We start from the raw sequence: 24,039 nt of genomic DNA on the forward strand, positions 1-24,039 counted from the left end.
ATGAATTATGGATTTAACTGGGAAGAATATTGTTATCACAGGAAGCTTACGTCCTCTAACTCGAGAAGAGGCCATACGATTTTTAGAAAGTAAAGGGGCTGTCGTGCAAAACTATGTGTCTTCTAGGACAGATATATTGGTTGTAGGACACAAGCAGTTGAATCTTTTTGATCCAGATAAAAGTTCTAAGAAGCATGATGCAGCGCTTAGAAGACTATCAGAAGGCCAATTGATTACTTTTCTTTCTGAAGAATCATTCTTTGATTTAGTTAAGAAGTCTCAAGATTGAGGCTTCTTTTATTGTGCAAAAAAGTATATAACTTTTTGTGTATTTACTTCCTGAAAGATAATGGCAAAAATGCTATTGTCCCTTTAAAAGATATTTTCGATTATTCATTATAATGTGAGTGTCAAAACAAATATAAAGGAGAAATTCATGTACGGTGAAAAATACGGTGTACCTAGAGATATCTATGCCAAAATCAAGATTATAGGCCTTCTTATTCTAGATATTGCTTTTGTAGGAATTACTGGAGTAATCGCTTTGAGCGTTGGCTTAAAAATCTTTCCTAAAAGCCAGTGGATACAGATGTTCGCATTCATTTTTTTAACACCAGTTTTGAGTTTGTATCTGGTGTTACCAGCTAACGGTGGCAAAAAGAACTGGCACAGCATGTTTCTTTTCTTCAGACGAAGAAGAAAACGTTATATTAGCTTGAATTATATCAGAAGGAGAAAACCATAATGGCGATTAAACAAATTCAACCCTCAAAAAACGAGAAACGCCCTCTGGGACGTATCCAAGAAACAAAGAAACAAACGCAGGAATATTTTGATTTACATTCTTGCGTTGAGTTGTTAGATGTAAAATCAATCATTCCAAACAGCCAGGCTTATATCCAGTTAGTTGATTATGGCTACTTGCAGCTGATGGAGATACCAGGTAAAGATTTAGGATCGATGTCTTATAACGAGGTTATGAGAACTATTGAAAATTTTGAAACCTGGTTGACTCGATTTGGACCGAATATCCAAGTGGAGACGACAACTTTACCAACAAATACAGATACGCAAATTTCTGACTTGCGCCATCATTTGGATTTAGTGCGACAAGAAATGTCTAAGTTATCAGTAAATGATAGACGTTTTTTACAACTCAAGGATCGTGAAATTTGGCTTCAAAGCCAAATTAAAGTTGAAGAAAGCATCCGACAAGAAGTCTATAATACAGAGTTTATACTGTGGTTATTTGCGCCTACAACAACCGAATTGGACGAATTGGTTCGTAAGGCTAAAACTTATGGAAATAATGATTTTGTTCCACAAGATATCAGCTACAGGAAGAAAATTCAGATTATAAAGCAATACAACAATATGAATGAGAAAGTATAGGAGAGATAGCATGCCTGATTTATCAAAACGTAGACAAAGACAACTAAAAAATGAAGGATATGACCTTGCCTTTCTTAGCCAGATTCAACCGCAAGGAAATATTGATTTTCAAAAGGATGACCGCTCCTGGATAAGTGGAGATGGATACCATACGGTCTTACACTATTATGAATATCCAACTGAAGGAATGGATCGTTTTTGGCTTTCTGAATTGTTGTTGATTCCTGGAACACGTTCCTTCCTATCGCTGTACAAGGAGGATAACAGACAGCTTCAAAAAGAGATTGAGGACTCTATTGAAGAGAAGTCAACACGGATTACAAACAATAGCAAACTAACCAATAATCGGAAAGAATTAGATGAGATTGACAATCTTAATAAACTAAGCCGTGAAATTGATAAGCGGAATATAGCTATGTATGGGATGTATATTCGTGTCTTTGTGTTTGCATCAATCAAAGAAGAGTTATTCAAGAAGGTTGAAGAAGTCAAAGACAAAACGTCGAAATTCAAATCCACTATTCTGTCTGGAGAATTAGATTTTGAATACCATGCTCCATTTATTCCAGCCGAATATCAGATTGATTTGCCCAATCATCGAAGAGGGATACCGACTCCAGCTCACTCAATAGCTGGTGGATATTTCTTTAATCATACGAAGCTAGAAGATGAGAAAGGCTTCTATCTTGGATGGACTCCAACGAACGGAGCGGTAAATTTCAATTTTCTAGAACGTGACGAGAAAAGAACACGATCCTTTATGATCCTATCTGGAAATCCAAAGATGGGACAACGATCTTTTCTTATGAAACACACAGACGGTCTCTATGCGAAGGGACATTATATTCGTAACTTTGATGCTACTGGCCAGTTTCTTGATCAGACACGAAAACAACATGGATTGATTCTTGATTTATCAGGTGAGGCTAACCGTATCAATATCTTCCAGGTATTTCCAACAGTGACCAATGAAGCAGGAACTGAAATCGATAAGAAGAAATCCTACAACCTTCATATCGAGAAACTGAAGAGTATCTATAAACTCCTGAATAATGAAGTGACAGGAGACGATTTAATCACATTTGGAACTCTCCTGAATGAGTTTTATATTGAGGGAAATATGTGGGCTCGAAATCCTTCATTGAATCCAGAAAAACTGAAAGCGACGGATATTGTGAAGGAAGAGTATCCTATTCTGTCTGATTTTATTTTGTTTGTTGATGCCTACAAACGTCGACTGGAACAAACTAGTACGGATAAAGCCGAACACAAGGCTGTTAAGCGTATTTACAACACGTTTAACGAACTATTGACAACAAACGCAGAAATTTTCGAGGGGACAACCAAATTTCAAGATATTTCTTCAGAGCAAGTTGTGACATTTGACTTCTCAGGTTTGAAGAACGCCCCTCATTTGTTAAATGTTCAAATATTCTCTGTTCTTTCACTTGTCTCGGCTGATATTGTCAATAACGGAAAACGCTGTAAGCAATTACTGAAGAGACGTCCTGACTTAACGGAGATGGATATGCAGCACTATATTGTCAATATTAGTGGGGCACAGACACTCATTGACCCTAAGCATGAAAGTAGTGTCAACCTTCTGGCTGATATGATTGATACAATGGGCGAAAACTTTGCTGGTGTTGTATTGTCTGTTAATTCACTGCGAGGGATTCTGTTTGAGACGGGGATTGGCACTCATAAGGATCCGTACGTAACGGCAGTCCAGAGGATTTTTGGTCTGATGCAATATAGAGTTTTTGCTCAGACGGACGAAACCAGTGTTCCTCTACTAGCTAACGCCTTATCTGGATCAATGAACCAGTCTGAACTAGAGACTTTGCCTCGTCTGAAGAAAGGACAGTTATTCATGAATATTGCAGGGGTAGGAAATCTGGTCTTTAACCAACAGCTGTTAGCCCCTGAAGTTGAGCGCTATGGCGGTATTGAGTAAGAAAGGAAGGTAAACCAGAATGGCCAAAAATAAACTAGGAATGATTGCCAGGACTAAGCAGAGATTTGATCAATACGTATTGATTCGTAAATATCGCATGCAACAAGAAAGAGATTATTTCGCTTCAGAGGGAGAATCTGATCCAAAACGCCTGGAAGCACAAAAAGAACGAGATAAGGAGTTTTTGAACGGTCTCAAGAAGATTGGAATAGGATTTATTGTATTTTTAGTTTTTTATGGAATTTTGCGAACAATATTAGGATTGTGGTAAATAAGCGAGGTATCCATGAAAAAAATATTTAAACTGAAGATCCTCATTCCTTTTGTGGCTCTCCTATTAATTATCAATGTTGGGATAACCATGTTAGTTGGGATAATGGGAGCTGTAACCAATAATGGAAGAAATGATTGTGGTGCTGTAGAAACAACATCTTCAACTGGCGACTCCACAGTTTCTTCAGCTGATGGTTCCATCGATGACTTTGTAAAAAAGCATAAGGAAGCCTATATCCTGTCTTGGAAGGCAGGAGGTTTCCTACCTTCAGCTTCTATCACTCAAACAATGATAGAGAATGGCTTCAATTTTACGAACCCTAATGGTACTTCCTTCTGGAAAGCTCATAATATGGGAGGTGTTAAAACCTCTAGCAAAAGTAATTTTCCAGTTACTCTGGCGACGTATGGTGAAGATAGTGTTGATTTAACAGGAACAAAGCCTGGAGCGAATGTAGGAGACGGTACAGGAGGAGCTTATACTTGGTTCTCTAGCTACGATGCAGGGATCGTAGGAAAAGCTGAGTTTATGGCTCACCAGACACTCTATAAAGGGGCTATAAACAATACAAATGGTATTGCTAGCCTATCTGCTATAGCAGATGGTGGATGGGCTACAGATGGCACTTATAAGAGCAAGCTAACTGATATGTACCAAAAACTAGGTACGAAGTATCAGTGGCTTGATAAGGAAGCTATTGCTGCTCATGGTGAGAAACCTTATGAAGGATCCAGTACACAAGATGTCGGTTCTTCAGATAGTGCGGTGTCTTCTTCAGCTGAAAACAGTGGATGTGGAGAATCAGGTAGCAGTACCGATGGAACGGGAACTGTCCCTTCAGATGCGACTGCGTGGGGGTATAAACCAGAAGACTTACCAGATAGTTTGAAACCATTCATTATTGATCCTAAGAGCTTAGGCATGGATTATGCTAAGTCTACAGGATGGTATAATCCTGGAAGTGACGAGTATGCTGGACAATGTGTGAATCTTACAATTAGTATTGGAAATCACTTATGGGGCCATTCTGGATCCGTACAGGGCGATGGGAAAGATCAGGCGGCAGCGTGGGCTGCAATATTTGGAAACTCAGTTAAGACTACACCTAAAAAAGGCGCTATTTTTTCTACACAGGTAGGGGGCGGAGGATATGGCCATACTGGTATTGTATGTCATGTTTTTGAGAATGGCTCCATCTTGTTTGTAGAGCAAAATACACCTCTGAGTGGCTGGGATCAGTTCAAAACTCCATATACATGGAATTATCGTATTTGGACTAAATCTCAACAGCAAGAACAGGTAATCTCTTTTGCTTATCCAGATGACAGAGAAGCTAAATTAAGTTCAAATTAAAAGGAGGATATAAGATGATTGATTGGATAAAAGAGAATATGGTTGTATCGATTGTAGTAGGTATTCTATTGATTTTGGCAGGAATAGGGATTGTATCAAGTATCAGGCCATCTCAACAAACCAAAATAGAGGAAACGGCTCAGGTGAGTTCTTCAGGAACCACTCAAAACGAGCCGTCTTCCAAAGAGGAAACAGCAGACGAGAAGAATTATCGGACAGCTAAGCTAAAACTAGAACGCCCCTATGCAGAGGCAAGCTCAGAAGACAAAAAAGAAGTGTTAAAAGCCTTTGAAGAAGCAGTAGCAGATATAAAAAAGACGAAGTTTCTGCCAAATGTCAAGGGAACAATCGAGAATCATTTATCTATGACACAGAATGCGATGGTTCAAACCTTTGCGATGGCTCTTCTGACGAATCAGTATGATTTTCAACCTAAACAATTGGAAGTGATGCCAACTGAATCAGATGACGTGATTCAATTTTTAGTTGTTCTAACTAAAAATGGAGAAGAGAACAGCTATTTCGTTGGAAATTTCAATACTACGGTTCAACAAATCCAGCTAAAAGCCTATGTTGGCGGAAATATAGGTGGTACATACGGATAATAAGTTGCACAAAAAGTTATATAACTTTTTGTGCTTTTATATTGACAAACAAAGTTGTTTTAGATATAATTAAGTATATAAAAAGTTATATAACAAAATATACAATTATCCAAGGAGGGAATCATGAAGATTCAGACTACAAACTTAGGAAAAGGTGGCGGTGGGAAGACTACAGATACCTTTAATGAAGGAGATTGGTTGGCACGTGTTAAGGGACTTAGAACACTACTCATTGATGGCGCTTGGGAATGTAATTTAACAAGAACATTTGATGTAAAATGTGAGAAAACTGTCTATGATATATTTACAACTGGAGAGTATGAAATTGTTCCAATATCGGAAAATCTCAGTTTGATTTGTGGTGATGAGCGTTTGACAGATGAGCAGTTAGATCTTGCTAGTCGAAACAACAAGTATCTCCAGTTGTTTATGTGGTTTAGCGAACATTACGAAGAGTTAGAAGCGCAATTTGATGTCATTCTAATTGATACGCACAATGATGAGAGTTTAGTTACAGCAAATTTTATAGCTGTATCAGATATTGTCTTGGCTGTTTCTGATGCCTCTCTTAATGGTTTTCGTGCCTGGTTATCTTTGAAAAATTTTGTAGACTTCATTAAGAGCGAGGCTATCGAAGTTATTACTAAGAAAAGCTATGTTAAAGCAGAACCTTATCTTATTGGGAATAAGATTAAGTACGTTGGAAACAATGTAACAGACACCTGTAAACAATTTTTAGAAGTTGTTGAAGAAGATCAGGCTTACTTGGGATCTATCCAGGAGAAAGAGCTCATGGCCAAGAGCCTTGTGATTGGTCAGAGTGTCTTTAAGCAGCATGAAGAGATGACAGCTAACCAACAAGAGACACATCAGAAGTTTTATGATAATATAAACTACGTATATGAAAATATTTTGAGTGTGTTAGAAGGAGAGGTAGCATGACAGAGAATCGATTCGCACAAGTAAAACAAACATTCCAAAGTACACCAAAGAGAGAAAAGCCTCCTTTGTCGAGGAAACAAAATCAGGAGGCTAGAAAGTCTCCTGAAAGCTATAACAAAAAGCAAAGATATCCATTCTCTTTACATCATAATGTCCGATACGATATGCTAGATGCTTTAGTAGAGTATCACGGTGAAAAATCAGCTTCATCTTATCTCGAGAATCTGATTATAAGAGAATGGGAAAAGATGGAGCGAAAGAAAAAATAGCGTTCCATAAGAAAGGAAATGCAGCAATGAAATACTTATCAAATCTATCAGATATTCCTGAATTTTCTTCAGCAGCAATAGATTCAGGACAAATTGTCATCCCTCGTCCAATAGTAGACAACCCACAGTTCAATGATTTGAAGAGTAGTGGAATTTTTCTCTACATGCTTTTGTTAAATCGTTTAAGAGCTGCAGTTGACTTCGAATTAAAAGGATATGATGAAAATGGAAATACTTTTGTATGTTACCCTATAGAGGAGCTAATGGAGGCTCTTCAATCAGGTAAAAGTAAAGTGATTTCTTTGAAAAAGAAGCTAAAGAATCATGGTTTAATTGAAGAAGTCCGCCAAGGATCCAATCTACCCAATAGAATTTACCTAACAGATGAGATTTTAAAATATTACTGATGAAGTAGGAGGAATCTATGATGATTTTCATTGATATTAAAAGACTTGTTCAGCTGTTCTTTATTTTTATCGGAGCTATAGCAATCTATGTGTTCTATAAAACATTTGGACTTAGTACGGTGTTTATAATTGTTTTAGGTTTGGCCGTTTTGAAATTCGCTCCAGCTTTCCTTCCAGTTGTATTATTACTGTATTTGGGACTTCACTTTACAGGTGGTTTTTCCTTTATTGCAGATGGAATTGTGACGGTTTTATGGAGTATTATTTTGATTCCTATGGGGATAGCTACTATTGAAATGAGCAAATCCTATTTGAGTAAGAAAGAGAAACCCTGGTATGACAAGTAAGAGTTTATCTGAAAAGATAGGCTCTTTTTTTGTCAGAACAAAGGATTATTTGAACATTCAGGTCAAAATTTATTAAAATAAGCGTAATTTTAATAAGGGAGGATTCTGAATGGCTTTCTTTGATGAGAGAGAATTAAAAAATCAATTGCTGTTTCAAAATGCAAAAGAATTTTATAACTTTGTTTCTAGGTATGATGAGGAGATGATTCCAGTCATGAAAGCAAAGGGCTATACCTGTATTCATTCAATGGAGCGAACCGTCGCTTTTACATTTGGTGAGTTTACTTTCAGAAGAAGACGTTGGAAAAAGGGAGATCATTGGGTCATTCCAGTAGATGAAAAGTTAGGGCTTCAAAAGAACGTCCGCTTCTCATGGGAATTTATGTACCAGGTGGCCAAATTATCTACTTTGATGCCATATGATAAAGTAACTCAGGTGATCCAATTGACTTATCACATCTCTATCACAAAGCCAATTGTAGTAAAAGCTGTAAAAATCTGTGAGAAGTTATTGGAGGAAAGAGAAGGCTATCGATATTATGAAGAGAATAAAGAAGTTCGCAAAAGAAAAGCCCAGGTTATTTATATTGAGGGTGACGGTGTGATGGTCAAAGCACGAGACACACAGAAGGATAATAAACATTATGATTTATCCCATTTTGTAGTCCATACGGGAAGCCATAAAGTTGGCAGCAATCGATTTGAACTCCAGGACAAAAAGGAATTTATTGGCCTTGATAACCGCTTAGTGAGGGAGCAGGTGATCGATTATCTGTTCAATAATTACGAAATTACGAATCAGACTTTATTAATTACGAACTCTGATGGAGGTCATGGATATACACCCTATGTTTTCAAAGAGATTGCGAAGGTTTTGCGAATTAAACGCCACGAACATTTCTGGGATGAGTATCATGTAAATAAGGAGTTGAAGAATTATTTAAAATTTTACTCTGAAGATCTATTAGAGAGAGCTTTCCAGGCGATTAAGAAACATGATAAGCAGTTAATGAGAACTGTCCTAGATACGACCGAAAGTTATATCGATACAGAAGAAGAACAAGAGTTGTTTGAGAAGTTCAAGAGTAAAATATTGAGAAATTTCCAATATACTAAACCAGCCGAACAGAGAGGATTCAGTCATGCAGGAATCGGTATAATGGAGAGTCAGCATCGTAAGGTCACTTATAGAATGAAAAAAAGAGGAATGTATTGGACTCTTGCTGGAGCTGAAACGATGAGTCGGATAATTGTTTTGAATTATGAGGATTCCTTGAGGGAACTATTCTTTGGCAACTGGAGAGAGGATTATGAAAAATTTATTTCTTTAGAGGAAGTTTCTGCTTATACCATTAAAAAGAGAATGAGTAAAACTGATAAAGAAAACACATCTAGATATCAATGTTACCCTGATAGTAAAAGGTTATCCTACTTCCGAAAACAATAGAAGTACATAATAAAGTGTATAAAAAGTTATATAACAATAACCTTTGCAAAAAAAGGTCTTTTTGTGCTACAATCAAACATAAAATGCTTGCGCGGTATGTAAAAATGTGTTATAATCTACTTAAATTAATCGAATAAAAAAAGACGAAAAGTGCGCTAACACTTCTCGCCTTACCGAGTAAGAAACCGACCTTCTTACTCAGTCTTTAATTAATGATACCTGATAAGTGTATCAATGTCAAGACTGAGCAAGAAATTTGTTCAGTCTTTTTTTAAAACTCGGTGATGTTCTCCTAAAAATTGTATGAATTTAGGCGTTCTAAAAAAATCTACCGCATACAAAATAACAAAATTACTTGAAATAAAGCTCTAATTATGATAAAATGAAACTTGTCGTGTGAACGATAATACTCATTCTTGATGAATTGTGAAACTGTTGCCTTTGGGTTGTTTTGCAAGCTGAAATCGAGAAGAGGAAAAAACAAAAAAGGAGAAATACTCATGGCAGTAATTTCAATGAAACAACTTCTTGAGGCTGGTGTACACTTTGGTCACCAAACTCGTCGCTGGAACCCTAAGATGGCTAAGTACATCTTCACTGAACGTAACGGAATCCACGTTATCGACTTGCAACAAACTGTAAAATACGCTGACCAAGCATACGACTTCATGCGTGATGCTGCAGCTAACGATGCAGTTGTATTGTTCGTTGGTACTAAAAAACAAGCTGCTGACGCTGTTAAAGAAGAAGCAGAACGTTCAGGTCAATACTTCATCAACCACCGTTGGTTGGGTGGAACTCTTACTAACTGGGGAACAATCCAAAAACGTATCGCTCGTTTGAAAGAAATCAAACGTATGGAAGAAGAAGGAATCTTCGATGTTCTTCCTAAGAAAGAAGTTGCACTTCTTAACAAACAACGTGCACGTCTTGAAAAATTCTTGGGTGGTATCGAAGACATGCCTCGCATCCCAGATGTAATGTACGTAGTTGACCCACATAAAGAGCAAATCGCTGTTAAAGAAGCTAAAAAATTGGGTATCCCAGTTGTAGCGATGGTTGACACAAACACTGATCCAGATGATATCGATGTAATCATCCCAGCTAACGATGACGCTATCCGCGCAGTTAAGTTGATCACAGCTAAATTGGCAGACGCCATCATCGAAGGTCGCCAAGGTGAAGATGCTGTAGCAGAAGTTGAAGCAGAATTTGCAGCTTCAGAAGCTCAAGCAGACTCAATCGAAGAAATCGTTGAAGTTGTTGAAGGCGACAACGCTTAATTCGTATAAATAGTAATTACCTAGGAGGGCGGGGCTTAGCCCGGCTCTCCTATTTTTAAAAAATATAGGAGAATCAAAATGGCAGAAATTACAGCTAAACTTGTTAAAGAGTTGCGTGAAAAATCTGGTGCTGGTGTCATGGACGCTAAGAAAGCATTGGTTGAAGTTGAAGGTGATATCGAAAAAGCGATTGAATTGCTTCGCGAAAAAGGTATGGCTAAGGCAGCTAAAAAAGCTGACCGTGTTGCTGCAGAAGGTTTGACAGGTGTATTTGTTAACGGTAACGTTGCAGCAGTAGTTGAAGTAAATGCTGAAACTGACTTCGTTGCGAAAAACGCTCAATTCGTTGAGTTGGTAAATGCTACAGCTAAAGTAATCGCTGAAGGTAAACCAGCTAATAACGAAGAAGCACTTGCTTTGACAATGCCTTCAGGTGAAACTCTTGAAGCTGCATATGTATCTGCAACAGCTACAATCGGTGAAAAAATCTCATTCCGTCGTTTTGCTTTGCTTGAAAAAACAGATGCACAACACTTTGGAGCATACCAACACAATGGTGGACGTATCGGTGTTATCTCTGTAATCGAAGGTGGAGACGAAGCACTTGCTAAACAAATCTCAATGCACATCGCTGCGATGAAACCAACAGTTCTTTCATACAAAGAATTGGATGAGCAATTTGTTAAAGATGAGTTGGCACAATTGAACCACGTAATCGACCAAGATAACGAAAGTCGTGCAATGGTTAACAAACCAGCTCTTCCACACTTGAAGTATGGATCAAAAGCACAATTGACTGATGAAGTGATTGCTCAAGCTGAAGCTGACATTAAAGAAGAGTTGGCTGCAGAAGGTAAACCAGAAAAAATCTGGGATAAAATCATTCCAGGTAAAATGGATCGCTTCATGCTTGACAACACTAAAGTTGACCAAGCATACACACTTCTTGCACAAGTCTACATCATGGATGACAGCAAGACAGTTGAAGCATACCTTGAATCAGTTAACGCTTCAGTAGTTGAGTTCGCTCGCTTTGAAGTTGGTGAAGGTATCGAGAAAGCTGCAAATGACTTTGAAGCTGAAGTTGCAGCTACAATGGCAGCAGCCTTGAATAACTAATAATAAAAAGAGGAAGCAGATTTGCTTCCTTTTTCTTTTAGAAAAAATTAAAAAGCCCCTTTAACAAGGGCTTTGTGTATTTAGGAGACTAGACTTCAAACTCATAGAGTGCTGTAGATAGGTAACGTTCTCCGTTATCTGGTGCAAGCGCAAGGACTTTTTTACCTGCTCCAAGTTTTTTAGCGACTTCAATTGCTGCATAGATAGCTGCAGCAGAAGAAATACCTACTAAGAAACCTTCTTTTCCACCGATTTCACGACCAAGTGCAAGAGCATTGTCTGATGTTACGCGAACGATACCATCGTAAGCTTTTGTGTCAAGTGTTTCTGGGATGAATCCAGCAGAGATACCTTGAATTTTATGAGGTCCAGGTTTTTCACCAGATAAGATAGCTGATTCGTCTGCCTCAACTGCAAAAACTTGAATGTTTGAATTAGCAGCTTTAAGAGCATGAGAAACACCTGAAATAGTTCCTCCAGTACCAACACCAGCAACAAAGGCATCTAAACCGTCAGCTCCGAAATCAGCTAGAATCTCAGCTCCTGTTGTTCTTTCGTGAACTTCTGGGTTAGCTTGGTTATTAAACTGTAATGGTAGGAAACCATCACGCTCAGCAGCAATTTCCTGTGCTTTTGCAATCGCACCTTTCATTCCTTCGCTACCTGGAGTGAGGACTAGTTCAGCACCATAAGCTTGGATGATTTTACGGCGTTCAACACTCATTGTTTCAGGCATAACGATGACAACTTTGTAACCTTTAGCAGCACCAACCCATGAAAGACCGATACCAGTGTTCCCACTTGTTGCTTCCACAATAGTAGAACCAGGTTTAAGTTTGCCTTCTTGCTCTGCTTTTTCAATCATACTAAGAGCAATGCGGTCTTTAACGGATGACCCTGGGTTAAAAGCTTCTAATTTTACATAAACATCTGCTGCACCCTCAGGTACGATGTTGTTCAATTTAACAATCGGTGTTTTCCCGATAAGTTCGGTGATATTGTTATAAATAGCCATGTTAGCACCTCTTTATATAAGATGCTTCTAGTATAACGCTAACTTTGACTTTTGTAAAATATAGAAATCCTATCGAGGCGATAGGATTTTTTTATAACAATCAAAAAAAATAGTCAGTGTAAATCTAAAAATTAAGGGGGGATATAAAAAATAATTTACACAAGGTTTACAGGAACTTCAACTTCTCGTAAACCTTGATCTGTTAGGATAACTTTCCCATTAAAAAATTCTATGAGGGCAGCTTTGGTATCCTCTTTATCTTCTTTATCGACAAAGATAATTGTGTCAACTTGATCTGTAAAGTTGGTTTCGAGTTCCATAAGATTATGTTCTTTAAGAAAATTTCCATATTCTTGATATTGAGCATAGCTCATTTGAATTTGAATTCCTGCTTGTTCTTTAATTTCGACAATTCCAATTTCTTTGACAGCAAGAGCAACACTACCTGCATAAGCGCGAATGAGTCCCCCAGCACCTAGCTTAATACCACCGAAATAACGGGTAACAACTACACAGACATTGGTTAAATTGTGATTTTCCAAAACTCCTAGCATTGGCACACCAGCGGTACCACTTGGCTCTCCATCATCACTAGTTCGCTTAATTTCACTCCGCTCACCGATAATAAAAGCAGAGCAGTTATGGGTCGCTTTATAGTGCTCTTTTTTTATAGCAGTAATGAAAGCACGGGCTTCTTCCTCGCTATAGACACGCTTTGCATGGCAAATAAAGCGAGATTTTTTGATTTCTTCTTGGACTTGTCCGTCCTCTTTTATCGTTCTACATTCCATATTTTTATTGTACTAAAAAATAGGATAAAGTTCTAGATTTTACGAATAAAGAAGTATGAAAATAAATCCGAATTATCTTGGCCGCCTTTTTACAGAACAAGAATTAAGCTCAGAAGAACAACAACTAGCGGAGAAGCTACCAAGCATGAGAAAAGAAAAGGGGAAACTCTTCTGTCAACGATGTGATAGTATGATTCAAGATGAATGGTCTTTGCCTCTTGATACCTATTACTGTCGAGAATGTCTGTTGATGAAGCGAGTTAGGAGTGATCAGGCCTTATATTATTTCCCTCAGGAAAAATTTCCAAAACAAGAGGTTCTTAAATGGCAGGGACAATTGACTCCATTTCAAGAGAAAGTATCAAAGGGATTGCTTCAAGCGGTAGAAAGTCAGCAGCCAACTTTAGTTCATGCAGTGACCGGCGCTGGGAAGACAGAGATGATTTATCAAGTTGTTGCGAAAGTTATTAATGAAGGTGGCGCAGTTTGTCTAGCCAGTCCCCGAATAGATGTTTGTTTGGAATTGTATAAGCGATTGCAGAATGATTTTACCTGTGAGATAGCCTTGCTGCATGGAGAGTCCAAACCATATTTTCGAACCCCTCTGGTTGTTGCGACGACTCATCAATTATTAAAGTTTTATCATGCTTTTGATTTGCTAATAGTAGATGAAGTAGATGCTTTTCCATATGTTGATAACAGGATGCTTTACAAAGCTGTAAAGAATTGTGTAAAGGATGATGGACTAAGAATTTTCCTCACCGCTACTTCTACGGACGAGTTGGATAAGAAGGTTCGACTAGGGGAACTAAAACGACTAAGCCTACCAAGGCGGTTCCATGGGAATCCTTTAATTATTCCAAAACCCGTCTGGCTATCTGATCTGGATAAATGTTTGGATAAGTTTCGCCTACCACTAAAGTTAAAAAGATATGTTGAAAACCAGAGAAGGACTGGCTATCCCTTACTAATATTTGCATCAGAAATTACAAAGGGAGAGAAGTTGAAGGAAATCTTGCAGCTAGAGTTTCCGAATGAGAAAATTGGTTTCGTATCCTCAGTTACTGAAGATAGATTAGAGCAAGTTCAAGCTTTTAGGGACAGGGAATTGACCATATTAATAAGCACAACAATATTGGAGCGCGGAGTTACCTTCCCTTGTGTTGATGTCTGTGTCGTAGAAGCAAACCATCGTCTTTTTACAAAATCAAGCCTCATTCAAATTGGAGGACGTGTAGGTCGTAGCATGGATAGACCAACAGGAGATTTAATTTTCTTTCATAATGGCTTAAACCGTTCGATTAAGAATGCTATAAAGGAAATCAAGCTGATGAACAAGGAGGCAGGCTTATGATTTGTTTACTTTGTGGACAACATTTGAAGAAAAATCTAACCTTTGGAGAGCTTCTTTTTTTGAAAAAGGAGGAGGGCTCACTTTGTTTAGCTTGTTACTCAAGTTTTGAAATTATTGGGGAAGAACATTGCCCAAATTGTTATAAAAAAGGAGTGTCAACATCGTGTCAAGATTGTCAACTTTGGTGTAAAGAAGGGTTTGAAGTAAGTCATGAAGCGATTTTTACTTATAATCAAGCAATGAAAGACTTCTTTAATCGTTACAAATTTGATGGCGATTATATTCTCCGAAAAGTTTTTGCAATGATTTTAAAAGAGAATATAAAAAAATACAAGGATTATCATTTTATTTTAATACCGTTAAGCCCTGAGAGGTATGCAAAAAGAGGTTTTAATCAGGTTGCAGGCCTAATAGAAGCGGCAGGACTTTCCCATCTGGATGTATTAGGGAAAAGAGAAGAAAAAGCAAGTTCTTCTAAAAATCGTTCAGAGCGTTTGGCCACGGAACTTCCGTTTTTTATTAAAGAAGACAGCAGGATTCCAAAGAAGATTCTATTGATTGATGATATTTATACGACAGGTGCGACTGTTAATCGTGTCAAGAGTATGCTAGAGAATGCAGGAGCAGAAGAGGTTAGAACATTTTCCCTCGTAAGATGAGGAAAAAGATTGCAATAATTTTTTGAAAGCGTTATAATAAATATAGAAAAACAAATATGTTTAGAAAGAAGGTACTTATATGATTAAATATAGTATCCGTGGTGAAAACCTAGAAGTAACAGAAGCAATTCGTGATTATGTAGTTTCTAAACTCGAAAAGATCGAAAAATACTTCCAAGCAGATCAAGAACTAGATGCACGTGTAAATTTGAAAGTGTATCGTGAAAAGACTGCTAAGGTAGAAGTAACAATTCCACTTGGATCTATTACTCTTCGTGCAGAAGATGTTTCTCAAGATATGTATGGATCTATTGATTTGGTGACAGATAAGATTGAACGTCAAATCCGTAAAAACAAAACTAAAATTGAACGTAAGAACAGAAATAAAGTTTCTACTAGCCAATTATTTACAGATGCTTTGGTTGAAGAGACAGATGGGGCTCAACCTAAAGTTGTTCGTTCAAAACAAATTGATTTAAAACCAATGGACCTTGAAGAAGCACTTCTTCAGATGGACTTATTGGGACATGATTTCTTCATCTATATCGATGTTGAAGATGAAACAACAAATGTCATTTATCGACGCGAAGATGGAGATATTGGTCTTCTTGAAGTGAAAGAATCATAATACTTAATATGCTTAGATTAAAAAGGTGGTTTACACTAGTGTAAACCACCTTTTGTATTCATGATTACTACATTTGAGCACAAGTGCTATTCCTTCTTTAAAGGTCGCTTTTTCAGTGCAAATATGGTATAATATTGCGCAAGAGGTTTGTAATGAAAAAAAATGAAATGAATCCCTTTTTTATATACTTATTTGTTGGGATTGACTTTATAATCATGACTGTATTGGTTATTTTTCTTCAAAATAACCTAGTCACAATAGCATGCTTATTTTTCTTAATGGTGGCATTTCTTCTGCTATTTTATTTTCAGAAGAAATCTTATCAAAAAACAGAAATTGAACAAATCCAGTACGTAAACCATCAGGCGGAAGATAGTTTAAGTTCACTCTTAGAACAGATGCCGGTTGGAGTTGTCAAACTAAACATGGAAAGTAGTGAGATTGAGTGGTTCAATCCCTATGCAGAGTTAATGCTGACAACGGAGGATGGAGAAATCGACCTTCCTCAAGTTCAAGAAATTATAAAAACATCCATCTCTTCGCCGGGTATTTATGCCAATGTGGGAGAAAAACGTTACGCTGTGCACCTAGATAGAAATTCTGGTGTGCTCTACTTTTTTGATGTTTCTGGAGAGTACGAAGCCACTGTAGAGTTGGTTACGAGTCGCCCTGTTATCGGTGTTATTTCGGTAGATAACTATGATGATTTAGAGAATGAAACATCTGAATCAGACATCAGCCATATTAATAGTTTTGTTGCGAATTATGTCGCAGAGTTTACTGGAAAACATAAGATGTTCTCTCGCAGAGTGACCATGGATCGTTTTTACTTGTTTACCGACTATACGGTATTGGAGCAATTGATGCAGGATAAATTTTCTGTAATTGATACCTTCCGTGAAGAAGCTAAAAAGAGAGAGTTGCCGTTAACTATGAGTATAGGTATATCATACGGTGATGGAGACCATGAGAGCATTGGTAAAGTTGCTTTATCAAATCTCAACCTTGCAGAAGTTCGAGGTGGGGACCAAGTTGTCGTAAAAGAGAATGACGAAACGAAAAATCCAATTTATTTTGGTGGTGGTTCTGCAGCTTCTATTAAGCGAACAAGAACACGTACTAGAGCGATGATGACGGCAATCTCTGAAAAGTTGAGAAGTGTCGACCATGTATTCGTAGTTGGTCATAAAAACTTAGACATGGATGCTTTAGGCTCTGCTGTTGGTATGCAATTGTTCTCTAGTAACGTCTTGGATGAAAGTTATGTGGTTTATGATGCAGAACATATGTCTCCGGACATCCATCGTGCCATTCAATTTTTAGAGAATGAGGGAGTAACAAAACTCATCCCTCTAACTCAAGCTATGGAAATGGTCGCTAATCGTTCCTTGCTAGTGATGGTGGACCACTCTAAGACAGCTTTAACCTTGTCAAAAGAGTTTTATGATTTATTCACGCAAACGATTGTTATAGACCACCATAGACGAGATCAGGATTTCCCGGAAAATGCTGTTATCACCTATATCGAGAGTGGAGCAAGTAGCGCGAGCGAGCTTGTAACAGAGTTGATTCAATTCCAAAACTCTAAGAAAGCACGCTTAAGTCGTATTCAAGCTAGTGTTCTCATGGGCGGTATGATGCTAGATACTAAGAATTTCATCTCTCGTGTTACTAGCCGAACCTTTGACGTGGCAAGTTATCTAAGAACACGTGGAAGTGATAGTATTGTTATCCAGGAACTTGCAGCTACTGATTTCGAAGAGTATCGATTGGTTAATGAGCTAATCTTACAAGGACAGGCCGTACAACCTTCAATTCTTGTCGCTCAAGCCAAGGATACTAAGGAGTATGATACGGTAGTGATTAGTAAAGCAGCTGATACTATGTTAGCCATGTCAGGTATTGAGGCTAGCTTTGTCATTGCAAAAAACAGCCAAGGGGATATTTCCATCTCTGCACGAAGTCGAAGTAAGATCAATGTGCAACGGATTATGGAAGAATTGGGAGGTGGAGGCCACTTCAACCTGGCAGCTGCCCGACTGACAGATATGACTCTGCAAGAAGCAGGTGATAAACTAAAAACCGTTATTTCTAATGAAATTAGAGAAAAGGAGACAGAAGAATGAAAGTAATCTTTTTAGCAGATGTAAAAGGCAAAGGAAAAAAAGGCGAAATCAAGGAAGTGCCAACAGGTTATGCGCAAAACTTTTTGATTAAGAAAAACCTTGCTAAAGAAGCGACTTCTCAAGCAATTGGTGAGTTGCGTGGCAAGCAAAAATCGGAAGAAAAAGCACATGCTCAACTTCTCGCAGAAGCACAAGAAATCAAGGCGAAGCTTGAAGCTGAAGAAACAATTGTTGAGTTTGTTGAAAAAGTTGGTCCAGATGGAAGAACTTTTGGTTCAATTACTAGCAAGAAAATTGCGGAAGAGCTCCAAAAACAATTTGGAATTAAAATTGATAAACGTCATATTCAAGTTCAATCTCCAATTCGAGCAGTTGGCTTGATTGATGTTCCAGTAAAAATTTATCAAGATGTAACTAGCGTCATCAATCTTCGTGTAACAGAAGGCTAAGCTAGATTTGAGTAATGATTTTGTAAAAGGAAGGGAAATCTGATGGCAGAAGTAGAGGAACTACGAGTTCAGCCCCAGGATATCTTGGCAGAACAATCTGTATTGGGAGCTATATTTATCGATGAGAGTAAACTCGTGTTTGTTCGAGAATATATAGACTCTCGAGACTTCTTTAAGTATGCTCACCGTTTGATTTTTCAGGCTATGGTTGACTTGTCAGATCGTGGCGAAGCCATTGATGCAACGACTGTTCGCACGATCTTAGATAATCAAGGTGATTTGCAAAATATTGGTGGTTTGTCCTACCTTGTTGAGATTATCAACTCTGTACCAACCTCTGCAAACGCTGAATACTATGCAAAAATTGTAGCAGAGAAAGCCACTCTTCGTCGTCTGATTGCTAAGTTGACGGAGTCTGTAAACCAAGCTTATGAAGCCTCTAGCCCTGCAGATGAAATTATTGCTCAAGCAGAAAAAGGCTTGATAGATGTCAGTGAAAATGCAAATCGTAGTGGTTTTAGAAATATTCGAGACATTCTAAATCTTAACTTTGGAAACCTGGAAGTTCGATCGCAACAAACGTCGGATATTACAGGGATTGCAACTGGTTATCAAGATTTGGATCATATGACAACTGGTTTGCACGAGGAGGAATTGATTATTCTTGCTGCTCGACCTGCGGTTGGTAAAACTGCTTTTGCCTTGAATATTGCTCAAAATATTGGAACCAAGCTTGACAAGACCGTTGCAATTTTCTCTCTCGAGATGGGGGCAGAGAGTTTGGTCGACCGTATGTTGGCTGCCGAAGGACTAGTAGAGTCTCATTCTATCCGTACAGGACAACTGACTGAAGAAGAATGGCGCAAATATACGATTGCTCAAGGGAATCTTGCTAAAGCAAGCATCTATATTGACGATACACCTGGAATCCGAATTACAGAGATTCGATCACGCGCCAGAAAATTGGCTCAGGAAACAGGCAATCTTGGATTGATCTTGATTGACTACCTGCAGCTAATTACAGGGACTGGTCGTGAAAATCGTCAACAAGAGGTTTCAGAGATTTCACGTCAGTTGAAAATTCTGGCCAAAGAATTAAAGGTTCCTGTAATTGCGCTAAGTCAGCTGTCACGTAGTGTTGAACAACGTCAAGATAAAAGACCGGTGCTATCAGATATTCGTGAGTCGGGATCTATCGAGCAAGATGCGGATATCGTAGCCTTTCTTTATCGTGACGACTATTATGAGCGTGGTGGCGAAGAAGAGGAAGGTCTTCCGAATAACAAAGTAGAAGTTATTATTGAGAAGAACCGTAGCGGGGCACGTGGAACGGTAGAATTGATTTTCCAAAAAGAGTATAACAAGTTTTCAAGTATTTCGAAGAGAGAGGAACAAAGATGACAGATGCATTTACAGATGTAGCCAAGATGAAAAAAATCAAAGAAGAAATCAAGGCGCATGAAGGACAAGTAGTGGAAATGACCTTAGAAAATGGTCGTAAACGCCAAAAGAATCGCTTAGGAAAACTTATCGAAGTTTATCCATCACTCTTTATCGTTGAATTTGGAAATGTTGAAGGAGATAAACAAGCCAATGTCTATGTTGAATCCTTCACCTATTCTGATATTTTAACAGAAAAGAATTTGATTCACTATTTGGATTAAGGTTGAAAGTGGGAGTTTTCTCACTTTTTTCTTTTTCTTTCGAATGATATAAATGAGGTCAACCTCAAAAATTTATCTATTCGAAGGAGAATGAATGGCATTTAGTAAAAAGAGAACTTTGCTTAAGAGAACGACTGTGGGTACAGCTTCACTATTGTTAGCAGGAGCTTTTCTGTTTGGTGGTGGAACTGTTCATGCCAACCAGGCAAACAATGGATCGTTGGCACGTGGAGATGATTATCCTTATTATTATAAAAATGGAAGTCAAAATATTGATAAATGGCGCCTATACTCCAGACAGTGTACATCTTTTGCTGCTTTTCGATTAAGTAGTGTAAATGGATTCGAACTACCAGCTGCTTATGGGCATGCGAAAGAATGGGGCTATCGAGCTCAAAAAGAAGGCTATCGTGTGGATCAGAGACCAGCGATTGGGGCTATTGCTTGGAGCACGAGGGGAACTCATGGTCACGTAGCTTGGGTTTCTAACGTGATTGGAGATATGGTTGAAATCGAGGAGTACAATTACGATTATACAGAAACGTATCATCGTAGGACGGTTAAAGCAAGTACTATGACTGGGTTCATTCATTTTAAAGATGTGGGGAATGCTAGTGTAGGAAATAATCAATCTGTACTAGCTTCTAGTGGAACTCACTACTTTACAGAAAAAGCAGCTATTATGAATCAGCCATCATTGACATCTACTATTATCGATTACTATGAACCTGGAATGAGTGTTCATTATGATCAGACTCTTGAAAAGGATGGCTATAGATGGATTAGTTATATTTCACGAAGTGGGAACAGACGTTATATCCCCTTAATTAAAACGGGAACCTCGAAGAATGGATGGGAAAAACAGGGAACAATCTGGTACTACTATGAACATGGCAAAGTCGCACTTGGATGGAAAAAGATAAACGGAAGTTGGTATTATTTCCAAACAAATGGTGCCATGAGAACAGGATGGTTAAAAGACGGTTCTAAGTGGTACTACTTGAAATCATCTGGGGAAATGCAGACAGGATGGTTGAAGGATAAGGGCATTTGGTATTATCTCGAAAGCTCAGGTGCAATGAAGGCTAGTCAGTGGTTCCAGGTTTCAGGGAAATATTATTACGTGAACGCATCTGGAGAATTGGCAGTAGATACGATTATCGATGGTTTCCAAGTTGATAGCAATGGTGCGCGAGTTGAAAAAACATCCCAATAAGCCTTCTCCTTTAATCTAACTCTTAGCAATGGTATTTTTCCCTGCTTTCCTATATAATGGGTGTATGGACAAGAAAAAATTATTATTGATTGATGGTTCTTCAGTTGCTTTCAGAGCATTTTTTGCACTTTACCAGCAACTGGATCGTTTTAAAAATGACAATGGACTACATACCAATGCAATCTACGGATTTCATCTGATGCTAAATCACCTACTGGAGCGTGTCCAACCGAGTCATATTTTGGTTGCTTTTGATGCGGGGAAAACGACTTTCCGTACAGAGATGTATGCTGATTATAAGGGCGGTCGTGCTAAGACTCCAGATGAGTTTCGTGAGCAATTTCCCTTCATTCGTGAGTTGCTAGACCATCTTGGGATTCGTCACTATGAATTGGCTCAGTATGAGGCAGATGATATCATTGGAACTCTTGGCCGCTTGGCTGAGAAAGAGTCTTTTGATGTAACTATCGTCAGTGGAGACAAGGATTTAATTCAGTTGACGGATGAGCATACGGTGGTTGAGATTTCCAAGAAAGGTGTAGCTGAGTTTGAGGCATTTACACCGGATTATCTCATGGAAAAGATGGGCATCACACCAACTCAATTTATCGATCTTAAGGCTCTCATGGGAGATAAGTCGGATAATATCCCTGGCGTAACTAAGATTGGTGAAAAGACAGGTATTAAGCTTTTGCTAGAATATGGCTCGCTTGAAGGTATTTATGAAAATATTGATGAGATGAAGGCATCGAAGATGAAGGAAAATCTCATCAATGATAAGGAGCAAGCCTTTCTGTCTAAAATACTAGCGACCATCGACACGAAAGCGCCAATCGAGATAGGTCTGGATGATTTGGTTTATAGTGGGCCAAATGTGGAAAGCTTAGGTAAATTCTACGATGAGATGGGTTTTAAACAGCTCAAGCAAGCCTTGAATGCTTCTCAGACTAACCAAGCTGAGACTTTGAATTTCACTATGGTGGATAAAGTGAGTCAAGATATGCTGAGTGCCGACTCTATATTCCACTTTGAACTTTTTGGTGAAAACTACCATACAGATGATTTGGTTGGTTTTGCTTGGTCTTGTGGAGACAAGCTCTATGCTACAGATAAGCTGGAACTTCTGCAGGATCCGATTCTTAAGGATTTTCTAGAAAAAACACCTCTGAAAGTGTATGACTTTAAGAAAGCTAAAGTTCTCTTAAATCGCTTTGGTTTGGACTTGCAGGCTCCTGCTTTTGACAGTCGCTTGGCTAAGTATCTTCTCTCAACAGTAGAGAATAATGAAATTTCAACCATTGCTAGTCTATACGGTAAGACATATTTACCTGATGATGAGACCTTCTACGGCAAGGGTGTCAAGAAAGCTATCCCTGAGCGAGAGAAATTCTTGGAACACTTAGCTCGTAAGGTTGCTGTTTTATTTGAAACTGAACCTGTTTTACTTGACAAGTTAAGTGAAAACGGTCAATTAGACCTCCTCTATGAGATGGAGCAACCTCTGGCCCTTGTTCTAGCTAAGATGGAAATCGCTGGGATCAAGGTCAAAAAAGAAACCTTGCTTGAGATGCAAGCTGAAAATGAGCTCGTCATCGAAAAGCTGACGCAAGAGATTTATGAACTAGCTGGTGAGGAATTTAATATCAACTCGCCTAAACAGCTTGGCGAATTGCTTTTTGAAAAGCTAGGTCTCCCACTCGAATACACCAAGAAAACTAAGACCGGTTACTCGACAGCAGTAGATGTCTTGGAACGTCTAGCCCCAATTGCACCAATTGTCAAGAAAATTCTCGATTACCGTCAGATTGCTAAGATTCAATCCACTTATGTAATCGGTCTACAGGACTGGATTTTAGCGGATGGCAAGATTCACACGCGCTATGTACAGGATTTGACTCAGACCGGTCGTCTGTCTAGTGTGGATCCAAACTTGCAAAATATCCCTGTTCGATTGGAACAAGGTCGCCTCATTCGTAAGGCTTTTGTGCCAGAGTGGGAGGATAGTGTCCTTCTCAGCTCGGACTACTCACAGATTGAATTGCGCGTTTTGGCGCATATCTCTAAGGATGAACACTTAATTAAGGCCTTCCAAGAAGGAGCGGATATTCATACCTCGACAGCCATGCGTGTCTTTGGGATTGAACGTCCTGAGGATGTGACTCCGAATGACCGTCGCAATGCCAAGGCTGTCAACTTTGGAGTGGTTTACGGAATTTCAGACTTTGGTTTATCGAATAATCTCGGCATTAGCCGTAAAGAGGCGAAGGCCTATATCGATACCTACTTTGAACGCTTCCCAGGTATTAAAAACTACATGGATGAAGTGGTGCGTGAAGCGCGTGATAAGGGTTATGTAGAGACTCTCTTCAAACGTCGTCGTGAGTTGCCAGATATCAATTCGCGTAACTTTAACATTCGTGGTTTTGCGGAACGTACAGCTATCAACTCACCTATCCAAGGTTCGGCTGCAGATATTCTCAAAATCGCTATGATTCAGTTAGATAAAGCCTTGGTAGCAGGTGGTTATCAGACTAAGATGCTGTTACAAGTACACGATGAAATTGTACTTGAGGTGCCTAAGTCAGAATTAGCTGCTATTAAAAAACTTGTCAAACAAACCATGGAAGAAGCCATTCAACTCAGTGTGCCACTGATTGCTGACGAAAATGAAGGTGTAACTTGGTACGAAGCTAAGTAGAAAATAGATTATCAAACAAAAAGAAATCCCCTTGAACAATATGG

The 24,039-nt window shown here is 38.6% G+C and carries 25 protein-coding genes; 23 read left to right on the top strand and 2 right to left on the bottom strand.

Going from position 1 to position 24,039, the window contains the following annotated elements:
• The first annotated feature begins 7 nt into the window (after nt 1-7).
• The 14 genes from QM810_RS08475 to tsf all read left to right on the top strand — a co-directional run bounded on the left by QM810_RS08475 (nt 8) and on the right by tsf (nt 11,395).
• Nucleotides 8-289 (top strand): BRCT domain-containing protein, encoded by a 282-nt coding sequence (locus QM810_RS08475; protein ID WP_006151897.1) that lies wholly within the window; start codon nt 8-10, stop codon nt 287-289.
• A 147-nt stretch (nt 290-436) separates the two neighbouring features.
• Entirely contained in the window at nt 437-745 is a 309-nt protein-coding gene (locus QM810_RS08480; protein WP_000274176.1) for a DUF5592 family protein, read from the top strand.
• Complete coding sequence (locus QM810_RS08485; protein ID WP_033584669.1) at nt 745-1,392, top strand: hypothetical protein; 648 nt, start codon at nt 745-747, stop codon at nt 1,390-1,392. The genes QM810_RS08480 and QM810_RS08485 overlap by 1 nt, the downstream gene beginning before the upstream one ends.
• Nucleotides 1,393-1,402: 10 nt before the next feature.
• Nucleotides 1,403-3,349: a virulence factor gene (locus QM810_RS08490; RefSeq protein WP_414254553.1), complete on the top strand. Its 1,947-nt coding sequence runs from the start codon at nt 1,403-1,405 to the stop codon at nt 3,347-3,349.
• 19 nt (nt 3,350-3,368) lie between these two features.
• Nucleotides 3,369-3,620, top strand: a complete 252-nt coding sequence (locus tag QM810_RS08495; RefSeq protein ID WP_001107251.1) for a hypothetical protein — start codon at nt 3,369-3,371, stop codon at nt 3,618-3,620.
• 15 nt (nt 3,621-3,635) lie between these two features.
• Nucleotides 3,636-4,976, top strand: coding sequence for a CHAP domain-containing protein (locus QM810_RS08500; RefSeq protein ID WP_042902886.1), 1,341 nt, complete (start codon nt 3,636-3,638; stop codon nt 4,974-4,976).
• 14 nt (nt 4,977-4,990) lie between these two features.
• Entirely contained in the window at nt 4,991-5,581 is a 591-nt protein-coding gene (locus QM810_RS08505) for a hypothetical protein (RefSeq protein ID WP_000568114.1), read from the top strand.
• 123 nt (nt 5,582-5,704) lie between these two features.
• Nucleotides 5,705-6,523 (top strand): ParA family protein, encoded by an 819-nt coding sequence (locus tag QM810_RS08510; RefSeq protein WP_006151733.1) that lies wholly within the window; start codon nt 5,705-5,707, stop codon nt 6,521-6,523.
• The gene (locus tag QM810_RS08515; RefSeq protein ID WP_006151642.1) at nt 6,520-6,792 is read left to right on the top strand and encodes a hypothetical protein; all 273 of its coding nucleotides are present in this window, start codon (nt 6,520-6,522) and stop codon (nt 6,790-6,792) included. The genes QM810_RS08510 and QM810_RS08515 overlap by 4 nt, the downstream gene beginning before the upstream one ends.
• Before the next feature lie 26 nt (nt 6,793-6,818).
• A complete protein-coding gene (locus tag QM810_RS08520) occupies nt 6,819-7,199 on the top strand; it encodes a replication initiator protein A (RefSeq protein ID WP_006151485.1) in 381 nt (126 codons plus the stop codon).
• Nucleotides 7,200-7,216: 17 nt separating this feature from the next.
• The gene (locus QM810_RS08525) at nt 7,217-7,546 is read left to right on the top strand and encodes a hypothetical protein (protein WP_006152272.1); all 330 of its coding nucleotides are present in this window, start codon (nt 7,217-7,219) and stop codon (nt 7,544-7,546) included.
• A 109-nt stretch (nt 7,547-7,655) separates the two neighbouring features.
• Nucleotides 7,656-8,993 (top strand): ISLre2 family transposase, encoded by a 1,338-nt coding sequence (locus QM810_RS08530; RefSeq protein WP_414254554.1) that lies wholly within the window; start codon nt 7,656-7,658, stop codon nt 8,991-8,993.
• A 500-nt stretch (nt 8,994-9,493) separates the two neighbouring features.
• Nucleotides 9,494-10,276, top strand: coding sequence for a 30S ribosomal protein S2 (rpsB, locus tag QM810_RS08535; protein ID WP_414254555.1), 783 nt, complete (start codon nt 9,494-9,496; stop codon nt 10,274-10,276).
• A 78-nt stretch (nt 10,277-10,354) separates the two neighbouring features.
• Nucleotides 10,355-11,395, top strand: coding sequence for a translation elongation factor Ts (gene tsf, locus QM810_RS08540; protein WP_414254556.1), 1,041 nt, complete (start codon nt 10,355-10,357; stop codon nt 11,393-11,395).
• Between the two features lie 88 nt (nt 11,396-11,483).
• Here the strand turns inward: tsf and cysK are convergent, their stop codons facing one another.
• Together cysK and QM810_RS08550 are read right to left on the bottom strand one after the other, a co-directional pair.
• Nucleotides 11,484-12,410: a cysteine synthase A gene (gene cysK / locus QM810_RS08545; RefSeq protein WP_414254557.1), complete on the bottom strand. Its 927-nt coding sequence runs from the start codon at nt 12,408-12,410 to the stop codon at nt 11,484-11,486.
• A gap of 155 nt (nt 12,411-12,565) precedes the next feature.
• Nucleotides 12,566-13,201 carry a YigZ family protein gene (locus QM810_RS08550; protein WP_414254558.1) on the bottom strand — a complete coding sequence of 212 codons (636 nt, stop codon included), beginning with the start codon at nt 13,199-13,201 and terminating at the stop codon, nt 12,566-12,568.
• A 55-nt stretch (nt 13,202-13,256) separates the two neighbouring features.
• Between QM810_RS08550 and QM810_RS08555 the strand changes: the two genes are divergently transcribed.
• The 9 genes from QM810_RS08555 to polA all read left to right on the top strand — a co-directional run bounded on the left by QM810_RS08555 (nt 13,257) and on the right by polA (nt 23,995).
• A complete protein-coding gene (locus tag QM810_RS08555) occupies nt 13,257-14,555 on the top strand; it encodes a DEAD/DEAH box helicase (RefSeq protein WP_414254559.1) in 1,299 nt (432 codons plus the stop codon).
• A complete protein-coding gene (locus QM810_RS08560) occupies nt 14,552-15,214 on the top strand; it encodes a ComF family protein (RefSeq protein WP_414254560.1) in 663 nt (220 codons plus the stop codon). The genes QM810_RS08555 and QM810_RS08560 overlap by 4 nt, the downstream gene beginning before the upstream one ends.
• A gap of 79 nt (nt 15,215-15,293) precedes the next feature.
• Nucleotides 15,294-15,842 (top strand): ribosome hibernation-promoting factor, HPF/YfiA family, encoded by a 549-nt coding sequence (gene hpf, locus QM810_RS08565; protein ID WP_414254561.1) that lies wholly within the window; start codon nt 15,294-15,296, stop codon nt 15,840-15,842.
• A 278-nt stretch (nt 15,843-16,120) separates the two neighbouring features.
• Nucleotides 16,121-17,968, top strand: a complete 1,848-nt coding sequence (locus QM810_RS08570; RefSeq protein WP_414254562.1) for a DHH family phosphoesterase — start codon at nt 16,121-16,123, stop codon at nt 17,966-17,968.
• Nucleotides 17,965-18,417 carry a 50S ribosomal protein L9 gene (rplI, locus tag QM810_RS08575; protein WP_414254563.1) on the top strand — a complete coding sequence of 151 codons (453 nt, stop codon included), beginning with the start codon at nt 17,965-17,967 and terminating at the stop codon, nt 18,415-18,417. Before QM810_RS08570 ends, rplI begins: the two co-directional genes overlap by 4 nt.
• 42 nt (nt 18,418-18,459) lie before the next feature.
• Nucleotides 18,460-19,818, top strand: a complete 1,359-nt coding sequence (gene dnaB / locus QM810_RS08580; protein ID WP_414254564.1) for a replicative DNA helicase — start codon at nt 18,460-18,462, stop codon at nt 19,816-19,818.
• Complete coding sequence (locus tag QM810_RS08585; RefSeq protein ID WP_000128621.1) at nt 19,815-20,081, top strand: Veg family protein; 267 nt, start codon at nt 19,815-19,817, stop codon at nt 20,079-20,081. Before dnaB ends, QM810_RS08585 begins: the two co-directional genes overlap by 4 nt.
• A 94-nt stretch (nt 20,082-20,175) precedes the next feature.
• Entirely contained in the window at nt 20,176-21,297 is a 1,122-nt protein-coding gene (locus QM810_RS08590) for an SH3 domain-containing protein (RefSeq protein ID WP_414254565.1), read from the top strand.
• Between the two features lie 64 nt (nt 21,298-21,361).
• On the top strand, nt 21,362-23,995 hold the full coding sequence (gene polA, locus QM810_RS08595) for a DNA polymerase I (protein ID WP_414254566.1): 2,634 nt from the start codon (nt 21,362-21,364) through the stop codon (nt 23,993-23,995).
• Nucleotides 23,996-24,039: the final 44 nt, after the last annotated feature.

Origin of the sequence: Streptococcus infantis, assembly GCF_047464155.1 — a bacterium.
Classification (GTDB): Bacteria; Bacillota; Bacilli; order Lactobacillales; family Streptococcaceae; genus Streptococcus; species Streptococcus infantis_U.

Coding starts and splice junctions, on each gene's coding strand:
- QM810_RS08475 (WP_006151897.1), top strand. CDS start 8: ATGGATTTAACTGGGAAGAATATTGTTATCACAGGAAGCTTACGTCCT.
- QM810_RS08480 (WP_000274176.1), top strand. CDS start 437: ATGTACGGTGAAAAATACGGTGTACCTAGAGATATCTATGCCAAAATC.
- QM810_RS08485 (WP_033584669.1), top strand. CDS start 745: ATGGCGATTAAACAAATTCAACCCTCAAAAAACGAGAAACGCCCTCTG.
- QM810_RS08490 (WP_414254553.1), top strand. CDS start 1,403: ATGCCTGATTTATCAAAACGTAGACAAAGACAACTAAAAAATGAAGGA.
- QM810_RS08495 (WP_001107251.1), top strand. CDS start 3,369: ATGGCCAAAAATAAACTAGGAATGATTGCCAGGACTAAGCAGAGATTT.
- QM810_RS08500 (WP_042902886.1), top strand. CDS start 3,636: ATGAAAAAAATATTTAAACTGAAGATCCTCATTCCTTTTGTGGCTCTC.
- QM810_RS08505 (WP_000568114.1), top strand. CDS start 4,991: ATGATTGATTGGATAAAAGAGAATATGGTTGTATCGATTGTAGTAGGT.
- QM810_RS08510 (WP_006151733.1), top strand. CDS start 5,705: ATGAAGATTCAGACTACAAACTTAGGAAAAGGTGGCGGTGGGAAGACT.
- QM810_RS08515 (WP_006151642.1), top strand. CDS start 6,520: ATGACAGAGAATCGATTCGCACAAGTAAAACAAACATTCCAAAGTACA.
- QM810_RS08520 (WP_006151485.1), top strand. CDS start 6,819: ATGAAATACTTATCAAATCTATCAGATATTCCTGAATTTTCTTCAGCA.
- QM810_RS08525 (WP_006152272.1), top strand. CDS start 7,217: ATGATGATTTTCATTGATATTAAAAGACTTGTTCAGCTGTTCTTTATT.
- QM810_RS08530 (WP_414254554.1), top strand. CDS start 7,656: ATGGCTTTCTTTGATGAGAGAGAATTAAAAAATCAATTGCTGTTTCAA.
- rpsB (WP_414254555.1), top strand. CDS start 9,494: ATGGCAGTAATTTCAATGAAACAACTTCTTGAGGCTGGTGTACACTTT.
- tsf (WP_414254556.1), top strand. CDS start 10,355: ATGGCAGAAATTACAGCTAAACTTGTTAAAGAGTTGCGTGAAAAATCT.
- cysK (WP_414254557.1), bottom strand. CDS start 12,410: ATGGCTATTTATAACAATATCACCGAACTTATCGGGAAAACACCGATT.
- QM810_RS08550 (WP_414254558.1), bottom strand. CDS start 13,201: ATGGAATGTAGAACGATAAAAGAGGACGGACAAGTCCAAGAAGAAATC.
- QM810_RS08555 (WP_414254559.1), top strand. CDS start 13,257: ATGAAAATAAATCCGAATTATCTTGGCCGCCTTTTTACAGAACAAGAA.
- QM810_RS08560 (WP_414254560.1), top strand. CDS start 14,552: ATGATTTGTTTACTTTGTGGACAACATTTGAAGAAAAATCTAACCTTT.
- hpf (WP_414254561.1), top strand. CDS start 15,294: ATGATTAAATATAGTATCCGTGGTGAAAACCTAGAAGTAACAGAAGCA.
- QM810_RS08570 (WP_414254562.1), top strand. CDS start 16,121: ATGGTGGCATTTCTTCTGCTATTTTATTTTCAGAAGAAATCTTATCAA.
- rplI (WP_414254563.1), top strand. CDS start 17,965: ATGAAAGTAATCTTTTTAGCAGATGTAAAAGGCAAAGGAAAAAAAGGC.
- dnaB (WP_414254564.1), top strand. CDS start 18,460: ATGGCAGAAGTAGAGGAACTACGAGTTCAGCCCCAGGATATCTTGGCA.
- QM810_RS08585 (WP_000128621.1), top strand. CDS start 19,815: ATGACAGATGCATTTACAGATGTAGCCAAGATGAAAAAAATCAAAGAA.
- QM810_RS08590 (WP_414254565.1), top strand. CDS start 20,176: ATGGCATTTAGTAAAAAGAGAACTTTGCTTAAGAGAACGACTGTGGGT.
- polA (WP_414254566.1), top strand. CDS start 21,362: ATGGACAAGAAAAAATTATTATTGATTGATGGTTCTTCAGTTGCTTTC.